The sequence below is a fragment of the Shewanella sp. SP1S2-4 genome, assembly GCF_031932075.1.
Classification (GTDB): domain Bacteria; phylum Pseudomonadota; class Gammaproteobacteria; order Enterobacterales; family Shewanellaceae; genus Shewanella; species Shewanella baltica.
The window spans coordinates 220,467-240,807 of sequence record NZ_JAUOET010000003.1 but is presented as its reverse complement, the minus strand read 5'-3'; the positions used below and the strand labels follow the sequence as shown (position 1 = coordinate 240,807).

18 protein-coding genes and 1 tRNA gene are annotated in these 20,341 nt (G+C 42.8%); 9 read left to right on the top strand and 10 right to left on the bottom strand.

Annotation, left to right across the window (positions count from 1 at the left end; all coding sequences use genetic code 11):
* Position 1: 1 nt before the first annotated feature.
* Together Q4Q52_RS05160 and Q4Q52_RS05155 are read left to right on the top strand one after the other, a co-directional pair.
* Positions 2-4,390 (top strand): serine protease, encoded by a 4,389-nt coding sequence (locus tag Q4Q52_RS05160; protein WP_311989999.1) that lies wholly within the window; start codon positions 2-4, stop codon positions 4,388-4,390.
* A gap of 380 nt (positions 4,391-4,770) precedes the next feature.
* Positions 4,771-5,538 (top strand): RES family NAD+ phosphorylase, encoded by a 768-nt coding sequence (locus tag Q4Q52_RS05155; protein ID WP_311989998.1) that lies wholly within the window; start codon positions 4,771-4,773, stop codon positions 5,536-5,538.
* Positions 5,539-6,515: 977 nt separating this feature from the next.
* On the opposite strand, the gene Q4Q52_RS05150 is transcribed toward Q4Q52_RS05155, so the two are convergent.
* Both Q4Q52_RS05150 and Q4Q52_RS05145 read right to left on the bottom strand, forming a co-directional pair.
* A complete protein-coding gene (locus tag Q4Q52_RS05150) occupies positions 6,516-6,701 on the bottom strand; it encodes a hypothetical protein (protein WP_012197170.1) in 186 nt (61 codons plus the stop codon).
* Positions 6,692-6,940 (bottom strand): hypothetical protein, encoded by a 249-nt coding sequence (locus tag Q4Q52_RS05145; RefSeq protein WP_311989997.1) that lies wholly within the window; start codon positions 6,938-6,940, stop codon positions 6,692-6,694. Before Q4Q52_RS05145 ends, Q4Q52_RS05150 begins: the two co-directional genes overlap by 10 nt.
* A 695-nt stretch (positions 6,941-7,635) precedes the next feature.
* On the opposite strand from Q4Q52_RS05145, the gene Q4Q52_RS05140 reads away from it, so the two are divergent.
* Positions 7,636-8,199: a hypothetical protein gene (locus Q4Q52_RS05140; protein ID WP_311989996.1), complete on the top strand. Its 564-nt coding sequence runs from the start codon at positions 7,636-7,638 to the stop codon at positions 8,197-8,199.
* Positions 8,200-8,396: 197 nt separating this feature from the next.
* On the opposite strand, the gene Q4Q52_RS05135 is transcribed toward Q4Q52_RS05140, so the two are convergent.
* A tRNA-Ser gene (locus Q4Q52_RS05135) sits at positions 8,397-8,487 on the bottom strand.
* An 80-nt stretch (positions 8,488-8,567) separates the two neighbouring features.
* Positions 8,568-9,839: a purine nucleoside transporter PunC gene (gene punC, locus Q4Q52_RS05130; protein ID WP_311989995.1), complete on the bottom strand. Its 1,272-nt coding sequence runs from the start codon at positions 9,837-9,839 to the stop codon at positions 8,568-8,570.
* Positions 9,840-9,954: 115 nt separating this feature from the next.
* Between punC and punR the strand changes: the two genes are divergently transcribed.
* The 6 genes from punR to Q4Q52_RS05100 all read left to right on the top strand — a co-directional run bounded on the left by punR (position 9,955) and on the right by Q4Q52_RS05100 (position 13,358).
* Positions 9,955-10,857 carry a DNA-binding transcriptional activator PunR gene (punR, locus tag Q4Q52_RS05125; RefSeq protein ID WP_011846842.1) on the top strand — a complete coding sequence of 301 codons (903 nt, stop codon included), beginning with the start codon at positions 9,955-9,957 and terminating at the stop codon, positions 10,855-10,857.
* A gap of 398 nt (positions 10,858-11,255) precedes the next feature.
* A complete protein-coding gene (locus Q4Q52_RS05120) occupies positions 11,256-11,915 on the top strand; it encodes a Bax inhibitor-1/YccA family protein (RefSeq protein ID WP_220592966.1) in 660 nt (219 codons plus the stop codon).
* Positions 11,916-11,984: 69 nt separating this feature from the next.
* A complete protein-coding gene (tusD, locus tag Q4Q52_RS05115; protein ID WP_311899136.1) occupies positions 11,985-12,374 on the top strand; it encodes a sulfurtransferase complex subunit TusD in 390 nt (129 codons plus the stop codon).
* Between the two features lie 14 nt (positions 12,375-12,388).
* Positions 12,389-12,745: a sulfurtransferase complex subunit TusC gene (gene tusC, locus Q4Q52_RS05110; protein ID WP_311989994.1), complete on the top strand. Its 357-nt coding sequence runs from the start codon at positions 12,389-12,391 to the stop codon at positions 12,743-12,745.
* Positions 12,745-13,026: a sulfurtransferase complex subunit TusB gene (gene tusB, locus Q4Q52_RS05105; RefSeq protein ID WP_106650510.1), complete on the top strand. Its 282-nt coding sequence runs from the start codon at positions 12,745-12,747 to the stop codon at positions 13,024-13,026. The genes tusC and tusB overlap by 1 nt, the downstream gene beginning before the upstream one ends.
* Entirely contained in the window at positions 13,020-13,358 is a 339-nt protein-coding gene (locus Q4Q52_RS05100) for a TusE/DsrC/DsvC family sulfur relay protein (protein ID WP_006081642.1), read from the top strand. The genes tusB and Q4Q52_RS05100 overlap by 7 nt, the downstream gene beginning before the upstream one ends.
* Before the next feature lie 143 nt (positions 13,359-13,501).
* Here the strand turns inward: Q4Q52_RS05100 and Q4Q52_RS05095 are convergent, their stop codons facing one another.
* Genes Q4Q52_RS05095 through Q4Q52_RS05070 form a run of 6 tightly spaced genes read right to left on the bottom strand, consistent with a single transcriptional unit; the run spans position 13,502 to position 20,092 of the window.
* Entirely contained in the window at positions 13,502-13,624 is a 123-nt protein-coding gene (locus Q4Q52_RS05095; protein ID WP_006081643.1) for a hypothetical protein, read from the bottom strand.
* A gap of 19 nt (positions 13,625-13,643) precedes the next feature.
* Positions 13,644-14,930 (bottom strand): serine--tRNA ligase, encoded by a 1,287-nt coding sequence (gene serS / locus Q4Q52_RS05090; protein ID WP_311989993.1) that lies wholly within the window; start codon positions 14,928-14,930, stop codon positions 13,644-13,646.
* 18 nt (positions 14,931-14,948) lie between these two features.
* The gene (crcB, locus tag Q4Q52_RS05085; protein ID WP_006081645.1) at positions 14,949-15,323 is read right to left on the bottom strand and encodes a fluoride efflux transporter CrcB; all 375 of its coding nucleotides are present in this window, start codon (positions 15,321-15,323) and stop codon (positions 14,949-14,951) included.
* Positions 15,316-16,647: a replication-associated recombination protein A gene (locus Q4Q52_RS05080; protein ID WP_071939861.1), complete on the bottom strand. Its 1,332-nt coding sequence runs from the start codon at positions 16,645-16,647 to the stop codon at positions 15,316-15,318. The genes crcB and Q4Q52_RS05080 overlap by 8 nt, the downstream gene beginning before the upstream one ends.
* An 8-nt stretch (positions 16,648-16,655) precedes the next feature.
* On the bottom strand, positions 16,656-17,282 hold the full coding sequence (gene lolA, locus Q4Q52_RS05075; RefSeq protein WP_011846837.1) for an outer membrane lipoprotein chaperone LolA: 627 nt from the start codon (positions 17,280-17,282) through the stop codon (positions 16,656-16,658).
* Positions 17,283-17,338: 56 nt separating this feature from the next.
* Positions 17,339-20,092 (bottom strand): DNA translocase FtsK, encoded by a 2,754-nt coding sequence (locus Q4Q52_RS05070; RefSeq protein WP_259574953.1) that lies wholly within the window; start codon positions 20,090-20,092, stop codon positions 17,339-17,341.
* Between the last annotated feature and the right edge of the window lie 249 nt (positions 20,093-20,341).

Genomic DNA, 20,341 nt, shown 5'->3' with positions numbered 1-20,341 from the left:
AATGGATTTAAGAGAATTAGTAATTAAAGTTGAGTGTGGAACTAAAAGTGGTACAGCTTTTTTTGTAAGTAATAATAGAGCTTTGACTGCGTACCATAATGTCATCGATTCTGAAGATAATGAAATTATTTGCACTACCAATTCAGGATTCCAATACAAAGTAAAACTCAGTGACAAAATAACCGAACACTACAAAAGGCTGGATGTTGCTCTATTGGTCTTTGAAGAGACTGTGAATATTTTTGAGAAATTAAGGTTTACCGATTATAAGGACATTAGATCTGGAACTAACTGGGTTTCAAGAGGCTTTCCTTCTGCAAAAGGGGTATATGGAGATAACATTTTGTTAGGTGATAACAACGTTGTTAATCAACAGCTAAGTTCTTTAAGAAATCAAAAAGTTGATATTGAGTTAGAACATTCTAAGAAATTATCTACATATGCGGGCTACTCTGGTTCACCGCTGGTTATTAATAACACCATAGCTGGAATCATTAACCAAGAATTGTTAGAAAATGGAGAGTCAAAAGAGTTAACAGCACTATCAATAAATCACTTTAGAGATTTATTGATTTCGGAAGGTATTGAAATTGTTGAGAAAGACTCCTCTAAATTCAATCCTTTACGTAATATTCTTTCATCTCTATGGTTTGAACGTCACATACATAGAGGAATTGGAGACTTAGGAGTACGGTACACGCCTGAAGTTAATGTTAAGCTTGGTGTAACGAAAAAAATAGATGCTTTACTTAAAAATGAAGGTTTTTGCGAGGAAGCTAGGGCTGAATTTCATAGATATTTGTTATCAATTAATGTCTTAATCAATAACTTTTCTTCATATTCTCATTTTGAAAAGGCATCTAGTGAACATTTAACTCAGTTAAACCTAATAAATGAAATAACTTTAATGAAACAGTCGATACAAAGGCACTTTGAAAACTTTAGCGAAAACGTAAGTGTTGTTTTTGATTTCGAAGAATTAAGTTACAAAGCACTGAGTGTCAGTGATTTAATAAATAGCTTAGCAAGACTGTATCTAGATAATTCGGCTACTGATGATAAGATGGAGGGCGCCAAAAGAGCCTCAGCAAGGTTCATTGCATTTTTAGATAATCCAGACAGTAGTATTTTACTTGCCAATAAACCTTATTTGCTTCTAAAAGGAAAAGCTGGAACTGGTAAGTCACACTTGTTAGCAGATTCTGTTTTAGCCCAACATAAAAAAGACGTTCCTGCTATTTTGTTGCTCGGCCAGCACTTTACAACAGATAAATCCCCTTGGACTCAGATTTTATCGGATATTTTGAGGTTGGACTGCACTGAAAACCAATTTCTTGAAGCCCTAAACGAGATAGGTGAAGAAAAGGGACAAAGGGTCCTTTTTTGTATTGATGCTATCAATGAAGGAAGAGGTAAGTTCTTCTGGGCTGAGCACTTTATATCTTTTGTAAATGATTTTGAATACTATCCATGGATTAGTTTGATTGTCTCTGTTAGAGATACTTATTTTCCAAAGTTGATACCTGCGAATTTTGATGAGAGTACTCAATTGAAAACTGCGAGTCATACTGGGTTTGTTGGTCACGAGTATGAAGCTATAAAAGTATTCTTCCATTATTATCAGATTAATTTGCCAAAGATTCCTTATCTAAAGGCAGACTTTTCCAATCCTCTATTTTTAAAACTGTTTTGTGAAGGGTTATTCAGAAGGGGATTACATGAAGTTCCAGAAGGATATGGTGGTATTTCAAGTGTGATGAATTACTTTATTGATAATATCGATATGAAGTTAGGTCATCCGATATGTTATGATTACGATAGTTCAGCAAAGGTTTGTCGAAAAATAGTGAATGGTCTAATTAAACACAAACAAGAAAATGACTTGAGCTATATCCCATATGATGATGCATGTGACATTGCGAATAATGTTGTAGAAAGATACACAAGAAAAAAAGGGATTATAGAAGACTTAGTCCATGAAGGATTACTGTCTAAAAACCTCTATTGGCTTGATGGTGGACAAGATGAAGAAGGAATATATTTCGCTTATGAAAGACTAGATGATCATTTCTTGGCAGACCTTTTAGCTCGAACAATTATTACTTCAAAAAATATAGATAAGATATTTAAAGTAGGTGGTGAGCTATTTTATTTAATCCAAAATAAATATAGATACCAAGGTGTCATTGAGGCGCTATCGATACTACTGCCAGAGTTAAATGGAAAAGATTTATTTGAACTTGTAGACCATAACTACCATGAAGAACAAACAGTTATTAATGCATTTATTAATAGTTTGATATGGCGAGATTTGGACACGATAAAAAGCAACTGTAATGATTACATTAATAACACTGTAATTCAATATGAAGACTCATTTTATAGCTTTTTAGAGTTTATGTATACGGTAGCTGGAGATGTAAATCACCCATACAACGCTAATAATTTGCACAACATTTTAGTTAATATGGCTCTGGCTGATCGAGATGCAGAGTGGACTGTACATTTGCGATGCGTATATGAACCTGAAGGTTCGATTGACAAAATACTCGAATGGCTTCTTCAATCTGATATTCACAAAACTTTATCAGATGAGTCAGCCTTGTTGGTATCTATTTCAGTATCTTGGCTATTAACTTCCACCACTCTTGAATTGAGAAATAAAGCTACAAAAGCGCTTTCAAATATTTTGATAAATAGGCTTCACGTTGGAGGCGAATTATTAAGAAAGTTTGAATCAATAAATGATCCATATGTTTATGAAAGAATTTTTGCTGCAGTTTATGGCGCTACATTGAACACAGTTCAATTAAATGCGCTACCTAACTTAGCGCAGTATATTGTTGAACATATTTTCCTTAAAGAAGAGGTTTTCCCAAATGTTTTGGTTAGGGACTACGCTCGAAATATTGTGGAATATGCTCTATACAAGAAAAAAATTAATCTAACTGATCCTGAAATTATTCGTCCTCCATATAACAGTGTCCTTCCTGATAACTTACCTAGCAATGAAGAAATTGATTCATATAAATTCGATTGGGATAGTACTGGGTTTAAAAAAATATATGGTTCTCAAAATAGAATATTAAGCTCGATGGTTACTGAGTATGGGCGAGGAATGTGTAGCTATGGTGATTTTGGTAGATATACATTTCAATCTTCATTGAGTTCATGGAAGAATTTAGACCCTAACCTTTTAAGCAATTACGCATGTAAGCTTATTTTTGAAAAATTTGGGTACAATGTTGATATGCATGGTCAATTTGATCGTTATGCTGGTAATGGGGATAGATTTGAAAACAAAGTTGAGCGCATCGGGAAGAAATATCAATGGTTAGCACTATATGAAGTTGTAGCTCGCGTTGCTGACAATACTCAATTAACAGATTGGGATGGGAATGAAGTTGGTTACTTCCAAGGTCCATGGCAAAACTACTTGAGAAACATTGATCCAACTTTCTCTCCTCAAAGAGCTAATAGCATTGAGCTGCCTGCTCCAATAAACTCTGTTACTTATGATTCTTGGGGCGAAGAAGAAAAGGATTGGACTACTTCTATAGATGGTTTACTTAACCCAAAAGAGATGATTGTAAATGGTGAATTTTTGTCATTAGAAGGCAGTTTTTCTTGGTCTGAACCAGAACGGTTAGGTGTTGAACGCAAAAATAGCGGTAGAAAACATATCTGGTATCAAGTCCGAAGTTATTTAGTTGAAGAATCTGAATTTGAAAATCTAAAAGAATGGTTAAATGAGCAAGATTTCATGGGGCGGTGGATGCCAGAAAGTAGTGAAAATTATTCTGTATTTAGTAAAGAACACTATTGGTCTCCCGCATATCACGATAGAGACGAAGATACTGAAGAGACTCGTTGGCAACCTATACGGAATAATCGACTTGACCATCGAAATGAAGAGATTATTGCTTATGTTTTGCCTACTGCTGAAGAACACCGATGGGAGGATGAAGATGGCACTTCGTTTTTAGCTCCGCGGACTGAAATGTTTGACGGTATGGGGTTATGTGCGTCAGAAATACCAAGTTGTTGGTTTAATGATAGAGGTCAACTAGCTTGCTTTGATCCTCATGTATTTGGTGAAGAAAAATCTGAGCTGCTGGTAAACCGTGACCTTTTGGAAGAATTTTTAAATAAGAATGGTTTAAAAATTTTGTGGACGGTGCTCGGTGAAAAGCAAAATTTGGATTCATCTCCAGTCAACAATTGGATCGATATTTCAGGGGTTTACTATTTATATGGTAACTCAGTTGAGGGCGATTTTACGGTTAACTTAAAATATCCGGGGTGGAAATCCGTAGAGGATAGTAAACGAATTACCCCTGAAATTGATTTTGAAGATTTTCTGAAAACAATGTCTGATGAGTCTAACTAATTTTGTCAAATAAAGATCCCAGAATACGAGTTTCTTAAATTAATATGGTTTGAGTCAAACTCTATTAAAGTTTGGCAGAAAAAATGGCAGAGCTATTGGTGAACTCACAAACTCTCTATTCCATTTTTTGGACTCAAAAAGTCCTTTTAAATTAGACACACTAGTCACAAACTTTATTAGAGTAAGATAGCTTTTGAGGATAAACAATGAAGACGATTATTTAAATTAAGTTTGTTAACTAGTCATTATTACTGTCTAGTCCTGAAATAAGTTGACACTTATTTCCTTTAAAACGCCTGATGTACTTCATCGGGCGTTATGTATTTTAAGGCCAGATGCGGCCGTTTGCGATTATATATCGCTACCGACTCTGCCACCATATGAGTTTTAAATCTTGGCGAAGCTACAAAATTTTTAAGCATGCAGTAGATACAAAGCAGCGTTTTATTTTGGATGAGGAGTCTATAGGGTTTCTAAATTCTATAGTGGATACCTGTCGAGAGCGTGAGCTTACAATCAAAAAAGACACTATTGTTTGCCGTGCTCAGAACGGCCACTCACGGAGGCCGTACTACCAGCATGATCCTGATACGGATGAAGATATTCATATAGATGATTTTCCATGCCCTTACCCTCCAAATCGTATGAAGCCATTTTCAGATAGTGCCGCAGAAGGGAGGGCTAACTCAAAAGGAATACCCCATCTATACGTTGCTACAGATAAAGAAACCGCTATGGCGGAAGTTCGCCCTTGGTTAGGTGCGATTTTAACAGTGGCTCATTTGAAAATAACCAGGGAGCTTAAGGTTCTCGATTTTTCAGTAGAACACGGAAAAGACAACTTTAAGTTAAAGTTTATTTTCGAAGAACCATCTGATGAGGAAATAATAAAAGCCGTCTGGTCTGATATCGATAATGCCTTTTCTAAGCCTACAAAAGCTTCAGATTTAAAATCAGAATATGCCCCAACACAAATAATATCAGAGTTTATTAGGTCTAAAGGTTATGATGGAATAGCTTATAAAAGCTCTTTATCTGAAGGCCACAATATATGCCTCTTTGACCTTGGTTCAGCAGATGTTGTTAAATGCCATATATTTGAGCCCACAAATATAAAGTTCGATTTTAAACAAGTTCAAGAATATTAAAAGTGAGGCCACATTGCTCTGCTGGCTGGACGCGCTAACGCTTTGAGCATTATCTCTATAGAAATTTTTTATCCAAAACAGACATGTTAGAGTTAATTCTTTAACTCTAACATGTCCGTAACAGAATACGCCTTAGTGGAGGCTTGAGCCGTATGCAGTGAAAGTTGCACGTACGGTTCTTAGGAGGGCGGCACTTGGTAACAGGTGCCGTCTATCCGACAAAAGAAGGTTAGGGCGCTTCACTCGATATCTATAAAAACTCCTGAAAATGACATATTTATGTCTATAGCGGCTCAAAATCGGCAACATCTTAGTATTTTATTGTGACTTTTTGGACAAGCATAAGCGCGTTGCTAGGTGTTTCTGGCTAGTTTGCGAGTCCAATATACCAAAGCATTCACGTAGCGACGATTAAATTGTTTAAGATACAGTCAGGTGAAACTGGTGATGTGTTCGAGCGACTCCGATGTTGATAAATCACGTCATCAACATTACAGCAAATTAATAGGTAAGATTAAGCAGTGGAAATATAGCTACAAACCAATTTCAATTAAGCTTGGTAAACCTATGAATTATTGTAAGTAATCATTCTAATGGAGCAACATGATTTGATTGGGGCATTGTTTCATAAAATTCATTTCTAACACGTCATCTATACTTCAAAAGAGTTCGCATAGCTGCGTGTGTGATGCACTTTGTCAAAAAGTAGTAAACACAAAGTTTAATGCGCTCTGGATGAACAGCTTCGCACCATAATAGAGCAAATCTGTTGGCGGAGTGAATTATAGCCTTGATATATAATAACAAAAGTCAGACTCACGAAATGACACAAAACTCATTTGGAATGACAAGCCACACAAACAAACGGGGAATATAAAGAACATCAACTTCATTTAACATAACATACATTGTGCGCAGCTTTGTGTGGAAGGGATTAGGGATGCCGATAATGTGTAGTTATCGGCATTAAGGCATGTCTAACGGTGTCTAAATGGTTCTTCTGGAGTCACGTCTTTAAGTTCACCGCCGCAATGTTCACACACGATAAAAACACTATCAAAATTGTCTTTCCAAAATGGCTTATTGCATGAGTTACATTGGTAATCTGGTTTATCTTCTCGATCAACAAAAGTTATACCGCCAGCGTATGGAATTATTTGCATGATGCAGTTTCCTTAAGTTGTTCTAATGTGTCGTCCAGTTCGCCCAGTAACACGCAAGATTTAGCGACTAATTGCAGTTGAGCATCTTCAGGCGCTAAGCCTTTCAGTAGAAACTCGTTGATGGCCTGTATGTCGTTACGTAGCTGGATATTGTGTGGATTGGCCATCGTTCTTGGTGCCGATGTGATTAACGACGTTAAGCCAACGCGTTTCAGTTCAAGGCCGCCAAAGTTGTTCACTACGTTGGATCTTCGACTTGTAGCTTAATTTGGACAGTAAATGGTTCGCACAAGTTTTCCGTCTTTGGATGGTGTATCTGGTTTTACGGGCACTTTTAAATATTGGTCTTGTTCACTATACAGCACTGCAATGCGCCCTTACCTGCCGATTCGACCGTCGCTAAATCTATAACTCTTAATAAATGCTATAGACAACTTTCGTTGTTTCAAAATAGCGACAAATACGAAATTGGCGTTTTTGGTAGGCTTGGTATATCTGGTAATTGACATCAGACGGATGAGTGAGAATAATACGCGGCAGGTTGCAGAGAAGCCTGTCCGCAAAAGATGATATCACTCTGATAAATTAACAGCGTTGCGAATCGATTTCATATCGAACCCACAGCAATAAAATAAGTTTGGCTTAGCGGAATGCCAATAAACTTAGGAGAATTGTTTGTGAAACATGCAACAGCTAACACTTTAAAGCCCGCCAGTATCAATGTTGAACCTTCTGACATTGTGCCCTTGGCAGTCACCGAAACACCCTTCCACGGGAAATCTCACTCAAGCTCTCAGTCAACAGAGTCCTTAGGTACGCTAGCCATCCCTATTTGGTATTTTTTAGCTTATCTCGTGAGTTTATTGAGCATCAGTATTTGGCCTTTCATTCACGTGCCGCGAGCAAATCGAGTCAGTCATGGAGGTAATGCAAAATGAAGTTAGCCAATATGAAAGACTCAAGTGCCATCGCATTAAATGAAACTAAAATTCGCGCTAAAAAGCTGTTCAAAGCTTGTCATCAGGATGAGCCGTCTGCCAAGCGAAGAATCGCGACCTTAATGGCGAAGTTGGGCATCTTACACTCAGATCTCCAGCTTAAGCATTGCCAACAAGTGATTACACGTGAGCTAGGTTTTATCGATTTTCATCATTGCCAGCGAGTCCTGTCGGGTCAAGCCATACTCGGGGATGATTGGGGAGGCTTATTCCACACTAAGCAATGCGATACGCTACTCAATCATTGGTTTACAGGTTATTTAGCCGCGCGTGATTTTAATGCACAAGCTGAAGGCACACTGTTACTCCCCTTCAAGAAGCAGTTTTTTGTTGTGGAGCGGCAGGATTACTGTAATGCGCTGAATTTGCATATAATTTCGCAACAGGTGGATAATGCTGGCGAACCGACTATCCTGCGAGATCTGGTGAGTAGTTATGCTAATGCAGACTGGAACGCCTTTGCGCTGGCCATGCTCCAACACAAACTACCCAAAGTGTAATGATGGCTGAGATTGTCAGTGCATCACCTTGAATGAGCAAATCTAGAGTTAAATGACAATAACCAACAAGGCCATCAATGCTGATGGCCTTGTTGGTAAACTATGGTGGAGGCGCTGCGTTTCGAATCAGAAACTCAAGGCTAGAATCGCTAAAATGCAAAAAGCCGCTAAGTAATTAGCGGCTTTTTGACTTAATATGGCGGAGGAGCAGGGATTTGAACCCTGGGTGGGCTATAAACCCACGCCGGTTTTCAAGACCGGTGCATTAAACCACTCTGCCACCCCTCCGAACGATGCGCATAATATAAGTAAGTGTGTTGACTGTAAAGCACTAACTCTTAATTATGCGTCAATTGTTGCTATTACACTCAATCCGCTGGATTTTGCTTCACATCGGCCACTATGCCGACACGTGCGGGATCTGGCTTAGTGAAATGTTTGGCAAAATCGCCCCACTCTTGTTGGCTCTTAAGTACATAGCCGACCACAACTAAGATAGCGCAACATAGGATACCCCAGCCGATCGCTACTTCACCTAGGCTTGCCCACATAGCGACTAAGCTAGATGCACCAAAGGCTATGCTTATCTGCAAGAAGTTCTGTAATCCTGCGGCCTTAGCGGCATTCTGACTAAACTGTTGTAGTGCACTATTTACGACTATCGGGTAAATGGCACCATTAGCTGCGGCCAAAATCGAGAACGAAATAAGCAGCGGGAAAATCGTGCTTGCTGGGAAAATCAGCGTGAACATGATGATCGAAATAACGCAGGCTGCGAAAATCGATAACAAGATATTGAGTGTTTGATGCCCGCCAATGCGTTTTATCAGTAACTTACTCGCATAACCACCGACAATAAACATAATGGTTTGCGGGATAAAGCTTAGCCCGATTTCAGTCGCTTGATAACCGTGCATCTCCATCACAATCGGCCATACAGTTAGGTAAGCAAAGAAAGCACCGGAACAGGCGCCGAAGATCACGACGTTGCCTAAATAGCGGGTGTTTTTCAAAATTTGCCCATAAGATACTGCAGCATGATCACTGTGCGTATGCTGACGCTTGCCTGGCACAAAGTACAAGGTCATCAATATCAGTAGAAAAGCGATAACACACAAAGAGATAAAGATTGCACGCCAGCCTAATTCGTTCAGAATGTAAGCGCCAAGGATCGGTGCTAATGCAGGCGATAATGCGACCAGTGGCATAATGTTGCTGAAAATACCTTGGGCTTTATCGGCATCATGTTGTTCAACCACAATCGCTTGCCAAATAACCCCTGCACTACAGGCGCCAATCGCTTGGAAGAAGCGCGCGGTATTGAGCATTAGGATAGAATCACTGTTGGCAATAAACACGCTGGCAACGGCAAATACCACTAGGCCAAAAATCAGTGCCCAACGTTTGCCGATTTTATTGACTAAGGGGCCATAAAGTAGCTGACCTAAGGCAAGACCTGCCAGGAAACAGGTCAGCGACATCGCCACCTGTGATGGGGTACTGCTAAATGAGCCTTCAATTGCTTTGAAAGCAGGTAAGTACATGTCAGTGGCAATAAAACCGAGCATGCTCAACATGGCTAAATAGAATAGAAACATAAAGAACTTTATGTTTACAAAGGCGTTACTAGAAGTTTTCATAAGATATTTGGGTCGGATTGACTAAAGCGTGCAGTCTAATGACTTGTTAAATCTATTGGAAACGTTTATTTTTGACTTGTGCTATCAATTATTTTCATCGGAATGGACGTCAGCTATGCTCTCAGAACAAGCGCTAGAACTCATTGATATTGTGGCTCGTGTAGGAAGTTTCACCGCAGCGGCGAATCGGCTGCATAAAGTGCCCTCTGCCGTGAGCTACGCGGTCAAGCAAATAGAAGAAGAACTCGGCGTCATTCTTTTCGAACGTCATCATCGCAGCGTAACCTTAACGCCTGCGGGTGAGCATTTTGTAAAGCAAGCCAGAACCTTGCTTACGCAGATGGATGAGATGAAACGTGGCACGCAGCGCGTAGCAAACGGTTGGCAACCGACCTTGTCCATCGCACTGGATAATATCGTCCGCGCCGATAGGATCAGCGTATTGATTGCTGACTTTTACCGTCATTTCCATGATATTGAATTAATTATTCGCATTGAGGTCTTTAACGGGGTTTGGGAAGCGCTCGCCACTGGTCGCAGTGATATCGCCATTGGTGCCACAACCGCAATTCCAGTCGGCGGCGTGTACCAATATAAAGACATGGGCGATATTGAGTGGGCATTTTTAGTTAGCAAAAATCATCCATTGGCCAATATTGACCGCCCGCTCAGCGACGATGAACTGCGCCCTTTCCCCTCGATTTGTCTAGAAGATACCTCGCGGGAAATCCCCAAACGCATGACTTGGCTGCTCGAAAATCAACGCCGCCTCGTTGTACCCGATTGGATCCGCGCCATTAACTGTTTCCGCGAAGGTTTAGGCGTTGGTTATATGCCAGTGCACTTAGCAAGTGTGTTTATTAAAGCGGGTGCGCTGGTTGAGAAACAGCTAGAAAATCCGAAACAGACCAGCCCTTGTTGCCTCGCGTGGAATGCCGACAAGATGTCGCCCGCGCTCGCTTGGGTGCTGGAATATCTGGGCGATACTGAAAAATTACATAAAGAGTGGCTGGCTTAAGCTTGGTTTAAACTCAATATGTTGATCTCGTCCTTATACTTGGCATTGAAATTAGCATTGGACTGTCTTTGAAATCGGTATTGAACTTGGAATTGGCAGTAAGTTCAGTGGGCGTATTTATCAAGCCTATTCAGTTTTAACGCCGAATTCATGTGCTTATTGGATAAATATACGGATAGCACCAACCTTAGCCAAACGCTTAGCACTTAAGATTGATATGTGTGGCGAGGCAAAATTTTTAAGATTAACAATTTGTTATTCATGGTTCTATGACTTTCACCCGTATCTCAGGTACGGTATCATGAATGCAGTTAAGTTCGTTTTAGGATTTTACGGGAACTTAGTGTGCTGTAAAAAATCAAAACGATCAGTTCGGAAATGTGTCAACGGAGATCAACATGACCCAAGAAACCTTATATTCGACGAGTGCATCAACACTGGAAGTGAACAAACTTCTTAAAAACACTTATATGCTGTTGTCTATGACATTGGCCTTCTCTGCCCTGTGCGCTGGCTTGGCAATGGCATTAAATATCAGTCCATTAATGTCTATCGGCTTATCCATTGGTGGCCTAGTCTTGCTATTTGTCACTTTACGTAAAGCTGAATCTGCAGCGGGTATCTTCTGGGTGTTTGCCTTTACGGGTATGGAAGGCGCGTCACTGGGCTACATGCTGAATCACTACGCGGGTATGGCAAACGGCCCGCAGCTGATCATGCAAGCATTGGGGTTAACGTCAGTGATTTTCGTTGCCTTATCAGCCTATGCTGTGACCACTAAGAAAGATTTCTCTTTCCTACGAGGATTCTTGTTCGCCGGCTTGATTGTGGTGATTGCCGCTGCCGTAATTAATATCTTTATGGGTAACAGCGTGGCCTTTATGGCGATTAACGCTGGTATTGCATTATTGATGACGGGTTTTATCCTGTTTGATACTAGCCGTATTGTGAACGGCGGCGAGACGAACTACATTCGCGCAACTATCTCATTATACTTAGATTTCTTAAACCTCTTCATCGCGCTATTGCACCTTATGGGCATAGGTAACGATGACTAATCCTAGTTAGCGATTTTTAGCTTAACTTGCGTTAGAATGGCCCTACTTTTAGGGCCATTTTTATTTTAAATGAGCAAATTTATTATCCAAGTGAACGGGCCCGCTTATGGCACGTCGGCGAGTGTTAACGCCTTACGCTTTGCCCAAGCGGCACTTTTGGCTGGGCATCAGATTATCTGTGTGTTTTTTTATCAAGACGGCGTGTATAACTCCACAGATTTAAGCTTACCCGCCTCCGATGAAAACGATGTGATCAGTGACTGGAAACAGCTCGCGCAATCGCATCAGATCCAGTTAGTTAATTGCGTTTCAGCAGCGCTGCGCCGTGGGATTGTGAGTAAGCAAGATGCCAGCGAGAATGGCCTGAGCCACTGGAATGTGGGTGAGTCATTTATCATGGGCGGTTTAGGCGAGCTTGTCACAGGCATTGAATCGGCCGATCGTTTGATCAGTTTTTAACTTTCAGGGTGACTATGAAAAAATTGTGTATCCTATTTCGCTGTTCGCCACTCGGTACTGTTCGTGGCCGCGAAGGTTTAGATCTCGCCCTACTGAGCGCCAGCTTTGAGCAAGAAGTGAGTTTAGTGTTTGTCGATGAAGGTGTGCTGCATTTGATTAAAGATCAACAGCCTGAGCTTATCGGCGCTAAAGATTACATCTCCACCTTTAAAGCACTGCCGCTGTACGATATCGAGTCGGTATTTGTCTGTAAGCAATCCTTAGCCGACTACGGCTTAAGCCATGGCTTACTGTCAGTTCCTGTTACTGTGGTCAACGATGAGGCCATCGCTGCCCATTTAAAACAGGTTGATGAGGTCTTAGTATTCTGATGATTTTACATCACATTCAAACATCTCCCAGCCGAGATAGTGCATTAAAACTCTGCTTACGTTACGCCTGTAAGGAAGATGCGATTCTACTATCGAGCGATGGCGTGAACGCGTTACTGCTGCGTCAATGGGCAATGGCATTATCGCCCTTCAAGCTGATGGTCTTAAAAGACGATGTCATCGCTCGCGGCCTATCTGAGCGTTTAAAGAACGTGACGCTTATCGATTACAATGAGTTTGTGGCTCAATCATTACTCCATGACAAGGTGATAACGTGGTAAATCCATTGCAATTTAATGGCGCAGAAATCGCCCGTGACCATCAAGGTTATTTAAAAGATCTCAACGATTGGCAACCGGATATGGCTTTACTATTGGCGGCAGAAGAGCAAATCGTGCTTACGCCCGCCCATTGGGAAGTGATTAACTTTGTTCGCGATTTTTATCTTGAATACAAAACGAGCCCTGCTATTCGCGTATTAGTCAAAGCCATTGGCCAAGCTTTAGGGCCAGACAAAGGCAATTCAAAATACTTATATACCCTGTTCCCTATTGGCCCTGCAAAACAAGCCACCAAAATTGCGGGCCTGCCAAAGCCAGCTAAATGCATTTAATGGTATAGGTTAAGTCATCATACTTAGCTCAATATCGAACGTAAGCGTCAAATGTGAGCATTGAACATCAATGTGGCACAAACAAAAAGGCATGTTCCCTTGGGAAACATGCCTTTCTTTTTACTTGAACAAAGTTAATAGGGTTATTTGACGTTTTCTAACACAACCCAGACGGCTTTGCCTATGGTCGCCAACATCACCGCAAAAAATACTGCAATGACAGCGGTATAGGAAAGCCAACGGAGATAGCGCTGGCCTTTATCCATAGTATTATCTTGCGTTCCATTAGCCTATTTGAGTCAAGCCGCCCATGTAGGGACGCAGCACTTCTGGGATTGTGATGCTACCATCGGCATTTTGATAGTTTTCTAAAATAGCCACTAAGGTACGACCCACAGCTAAACCTGAACCGTTTAAGGTATGCAGTAACGCGGGTTTATTGTCTGCTTTCATGCGGTAACGTGCTTGCATACGACGGGCTTGGAAATCCTTCATGTTTGAGCAAGAAGAAATTTCACGATAAGTGTTTTGTGCAGGTAACCAGACTTCGATGTCGTAGGTTTTGCTTGAGCCAAAGCCCATATCACCAGTACATAAAATCACAGTACGGTATGGCAGACCTAAACGTTGCAATACAGTTTCAGCATGACCTGTCAGTGCTTCGAGCGCCGCCATTGAATCTTCCGGCTTAACGATTTGCACCATTTCAACTTTATCGAACTGATGCTGACGGATCAGACCACGGGTGTCTTTGCCGTATGAGCCCGCTTCGCTACGGAAACACGCGGTATGCGCCGTTAACTTAATCGGCAGCTCGTCTTCATCAACAATGCTATCGCGCACTAAGTTGGTTAATGGCACTTCGGCCGTTGGGATCAAGCTTAAGCCCTGACCTTCTTCGGTGGCAGGTTTAGTGTGGAACAAGTCTTCACCAAACTTAGGCAACTGACCTGTACCTAGTAAACTTGCCTCGTTAACCAGTAACGGCACATAGGCTTCGGTATAACCGTGCTCTGTGGTGTGCAAGTCCAACATGAACTGACCAATGGCGCGGTTTAAGCGGGCGACTTGGCCTTTCATCACGATGAAACGTGAGCCAGTGATTTTCACTGCATTTTTAAAATCTAAACCGCTTAAGCCTTCGCCTAAATCGATATGATCTTTAATTGGGAAATCAAACGTGCGTGGCGTACCCCAGCGGCGAACTTCAACGTTCTCCGTTTCATCTGCACCGATTGGCGCGGATTCGTCTGGCAGGTTTGGCATTGACATGGCAATGGCATTGACTTCTTCAAGCACGGCCGCCAGTTCAATCTTTTTGGCATCCAGCTGTGAACCTAAATCGCCCACTTGCGCCATGATCGCTTCAACATCTTCACCACGGGCTTTAGCTTGGCCAATGGATTTGGAGATGGCATTACGCGACGCTTGTAATTCTTCGGTAGCCACTTGCAGTGACTTACGCTTTTCTTCTAATTGAGTGAGGTGAGCTATGTCTAAAATAAAGCCACGGGTGGCCAGTCGCTCAGCGGTAACTTCTAATTCGTTGCGCAAAAATTTAGGATCTAACATGTGATATATTCTTAATAGTTAAATGCGAGAAAAAACCAGTTGCTGACCTAAGTACACCATGAATAAACATAGACTTAGATTCAACACCACATTCAAAGTCGCCTTCAGCCAATCCCCTTCTTGCAGCAGCAATAAGGTTTCATTAGAGAAAGTCGAAAACGTTGTCAAAGCGCCCAACAGGCCAATACCGATCAGCGCTTTGAGTTCTGGGCTGATATGACTCATTTGCCCCAGTGCGTAAATTACGCCCATTAAAAATGAACCGAGGACATTAACCAACAGTGTACCAAAAGGAAAACTGCTGCCAAATACTTGGATCATGAATATTGAAATAAGATAGCGAAAAACAGCCCCAATTGAACCACCTAGCGCCACAAGTAAGAGATTATTCATATCTTTTATGCTCGCTGGCTTGATCTAACTGGGCTAATTGCGCCAACTTATCTTTGATTCGCTTCTCGAACCCTCGCTCAGTCGGAAAATAAAACTGCGCTGTTTGCAGGGATTCGGGGAAATAATTTTCACCACTGGCATAGGCATTGGCTTCATCGTGGGCATATCGATACCCTGCTCCCATGCCAATGTCTTTCATTAACTGAGTCGGTGCATTGCGTAAATGGTGCGGCACTTCGACTTGCCCAGTATCGCGAGCTAACTCACGCGCGGCCTTAAATGCGGTATATACAGCGTTACTCTTAGGCGCGCTGGCAAGATAAACGATGGCTTGTGCTATTGCTCGCTCACCTTCGGCTGGTCCAACACGGTGAAAACAATCCCAGGCATTAAGTGCGATGGTCATCGCCGCAGGATCGGCATTGCCGACATCTTCAGAGGCAATTGCCAGTAAGCGCCTTGCGACATACAGCGGATCGCCACCGCCTTCTAATATTCGACAAAACCAATACAGCGCCGCATCGGGTGCTGAGCCGCGAATTGATTTGTGGACGGCTGAGATTAAATCGTAAAACTGATCGCCGTTCTTATCGAATCCGGCAACTTGGTGCCCCGCCACTTGGATCAACATCTCAGTGGTAAAGGTGCCGCCATCGGCGAGCATATCGCTCATCAACTCAATAAGATTTAAAGCTTTACGGGCATCACCATCACAAAGTTGCGCCAGTGTGGTGAGCACATCGGTTGGCATCACAAATTGGCGTTGGCCTAAGCCGCGCTCGGTATCGCTTAAGGCTTGAGTCACTATATGGGCAATCTCATCATGGCTTAAGCGCTTGATAAGATAAACCCGTGCCCGCGAGAGCAAGGCATTGTTGATTTCAAAGGATGGGTTTTCAGTGGTCGCACCGATAAAAATCACAGTGCCATCTTCAATAAATGGCAGAAAGGCATCCTGCTGGCTTTTATTGAATCGGTGGACTTCATCGACAAACAATAACGTGCGTTGACCACGGGATTCAGCCACTGCTTTCGCTTGCTCAATCGCCGCGCGAATGTCTTTGACGCCAGAGGTGACCGCAGAGATGCGTTCAACGTGCGCATTTGAATAATGTGCGATTAATTCGGCTAAGGTCGTTTTACCTGTGCCCGGCGGCCCCCACAACATCATGGAATGGGCACGCCCCGCTTCCAATGCTTTGCGCAGCGGCTGGCCTTCACCCAGTAAATGGGCTTGGCCTATATACTCGGCGATCGTTCTTGGACGCATGCGTGCGGCCAAGGGACGAAAGTCGGGTGCGAAATTAAAGGATAAACTGCTCACGCTATCGCCTAGTGCGCTGTTTTACGACGTTGATCATCAACATCGACATTGTCAGGCAGCACAAAGCTGAACAGCGCTTTGTCTTTATCGGTAATCGCTTGTTGATTGCTTAAATCAAACTGGCTCAAGTTACCTTTGTCATCGGCAACATTAAAGTTGGCTAACTGGGCATTTTTGAAACACACCTTGACGGACAATATGCCCGAATCAATCGCCTTAGGTTTGATCTCATAGCAGTCTTGTTGCTTAGTGACTGAATACTGTGACCAAGTGGCATCGTCGCGGTGGACTAACAAGGCGATAGGCGAAGCATTGATTGCCTCGGCAAAATCCATGATGACCACTTCTTCGGCGAAGGGATTGTAGATCCATAAATCTTTACCATCGGCGACAATTTGCGATTCATCTGGCTGAGTTAAATGCCAATAAAACTGATTTGGATAGGCCAATGCAAAGATACCAGAACCCGTCTGAATGACCTTTTTATTCACGTCAGTCACGGTTTGTTTGAAATCGGCTTTTAGTGAAGCAGTACCAATTAACTTGTCTCTTAACTGCTGCGCATCATCGGCAAACACAGCCGCGCTAAATAGCAAAGGTGAAGCTAACAACACAGCGCATAATCGTTTTTTCATTTTATTCCTTACCCTGTCAAACCCTTGGGTGTATCAAAGCCACGCCTCAGCGCGGCTTAATAATGTTTTGGTGCCGGCGGCGCTAAGACCTCACGGTTACCGTTGTGGCCTTGAGCCGAAACGATACCTTGGGCTTCCATCTGTTCGATAATGCGCGCTGCACGGTTATAACCAATCTTAAATTTACGCTGTACGCTTGAAATCGAGCCGCGACGGGTTTCAGTCACAAAGGCGACGGCTTCATCGTAGAGTGGATCATATTCTTCATCGGTTTCAGCAGTTTCACCCGGTAGCAAGACTTGCTCGCCATCGCTGGCACCATTGAGAATTTCATCGATATATTGCGGTTTACCACGGGCGCACCAATCGGCAACAACGCGGTGAACTTCATGGTCATCAACAAAGGCGCCATGGACACGGTTTGGAACCGCAGTACCCGGTGGCAAGAACAACATATCCCCCATACCGAGTAAGGTTTCAGCACCCTGTTGATCTAAAATGGTGCGCGAATCGATACGCGATGACACTTGGAACGCCATACGTGTCGGAATGTTGGCTTTAATCAAGCCAGTAATCACATCCACTGACGGTCTTTGGGTTGCCAGGATCAAATGTATCCCTGCCGCACGGGCCTTTTGCGCGATACGGGCAATTAACTCTTCCACTTTTTTACCGACAATCATCATCATGTCGGCAAATTCATCGACCACGACAACAATCGATGGCAGCTTATCTAACGCAGGCGCTTCAGGCTCCATGCTGTCGGATGACTTCCACATAGGATCTAAAATCACTTCGCCATTGGCTTTCGCTTCGGCAATTTTGGCGTTATAACCCTTAATGTTACGCACGCCCATCATAGACATTAGCTTGTAGCGACGTTCCATCTCGCCCACACACCAGCGCAGTGCATTGGCGGCTTCTTTCATGTCGGTGACGACTTCACAGAGCAAATGCGGAATACCTTCATAGACAGACAATTCCAACATTTTGGGATCAATCATGATAAAGCGCACATCTTCTGGGCCAGACTTATACAGTAAGCTGGTGATCATCACGTTTACGCCCACAGACTTACCAGAACCTGTGGTACCCGCAACTAACAAATGCGGCATTTTACCAAGGTCAACCACCACAGGATCGCCGGCAATATCTTGACCTAACACCATAGTTAAGTTGGATTTACTGTCGGTAAAGGCGGCGCAATCTAACACATCGCGCATAAACACGGTTTCACGGAATTTATTCGGCAGTTCGAGTCCGACATAAGCCTTGCCTGGGATAACTTCAACCACGCGCACACTTTCAGCCAGCAGTGAACGGGCTAAATCCTTCGACAGATTAGAGATTTTTGACGCTTTAACGCCAGGCGCTAATTCTAATTCGAAGCGAGTGATCACAGGACCTGGATACACCCCCACCACATTGGCGATGATGTTGAAATCGGCTAACTTCACTTCAACTAGACGAGCGACTTGATCTAACTCTTCTGGGCTGATCGGGTTTTTCTTACGGTCTGGCACATCGAGCAAATTGATGCTGGGTAACGGGTCCATTGGTTTTTTCGGCGCGGGTTTATCTTCTTGTCCCGGTAACACCACAATGCCATCCACAATCTTCGCTTTTTGATCTTGCTTCTTACGCTGGGCTTGATTCACGGCACCCGTTGAGGCTTTTGTATCAAAATCAATGACGTCATCATCGGTAAAGCCTAAGCTTTCATCGTCATCTTCCGCCAAGGTTTGGCTGTTAAACACTGGCTCATTGTCGTCGTGATCGAATGAATGAGAATTGAAATCGGCTCTTTCTTGCTCATCATTTCTTGCATGTTGAGGTTCAGCTAACCAAGGTGGCGCTTCAAAATTGCCATGGGCGGCAAAATCCTCTTGATCGATTTGAGGCTCAACCCTTTGTGCATTTTTGCTTTTACTGCCATTCAAACTCAAAATTTTTGCAAGGGCCGATAGCTTGGTTTTTTGCGGCGCAACTTCTTCAGTATTGATGCTTTCGGTAATAAACCCTTCATCTGCGGCAGTAGACAGGGTTGGGGTTATTTCGGCTCTGCGGCCAATATGACGTTCACGCACCTTTGGCGTTGCAACGACTGGCGGCTTTTCAAGCACGTATTGTGATTCGCGGCGCTGTTTAAACTTATCAACCACAGACATAAAACCACGGGTATCTTCGGTTTCACGCTCACGTTTCATCGCTTGCGGTAATAATTTAAGTTTCTTATAAATCCAAATAGAGATTAAGCCGATTTTCTCGACCACGGTCAGCCAGCTGATCCCCGTCAACAGGGTAAAGCCTGAACCTAAGAAGCACAGGAGCAATAAGGTGGTGCCGAGTTTATTAAAATACGGCAGCATGGCTTGGCCGATCACATCGCCCGCCACCCCGCCTGCCGAAAACTCGTAGATATTGTTGGCGTTCATACTCGCCAGCGCAGAAAACCCAAGGATGATCAGTAAAAATCCAATCAATCTCAGGGCCACTGAAAAGTAATCAACTTCGAGCAAATGATGGGCGCGTTTGAACAGCAGCCAGCCGGTCGACGCAACAATGATTGGCATGATGTAAGCCGTGACGCCGAAGAAATATAACAGAATATCGGCTATCCAAGCCCCTACTGCTCCGGTCCAGTTTTTAATATCGCCTTGAAAATGCGACTGACTCCAACCAGGATCAGACGGACTAAAACTCGTCAATGCAAGCAAAATATAAGTGGCGAGGACACAACAAATGATGAGTCCGCCTTCCAGCAGACGTTGCAGGCCAGTGAGCGTGCGTACACTATTTCCTTGAGACAAACGACGTAATCCATAAAAAGTGAAAACAGGTGGCCTAACGATACCAGAATCCCACTAAATGTGGAGCACATTAGCCTGTTTTTCTGTGCAGAATTGGCCATGATTGGCAAAAATTAACCTATTGGGGTGTTTAAGTGTGCTTTTGGAGAGGAATGAGTTATTACACAAACACTTCCGTTAACAACTCTGCTTAAAAATGCCACAAAAATAAGCCCCTAAGTTGGCGAACTTAAGGGCTATAACAAGGTT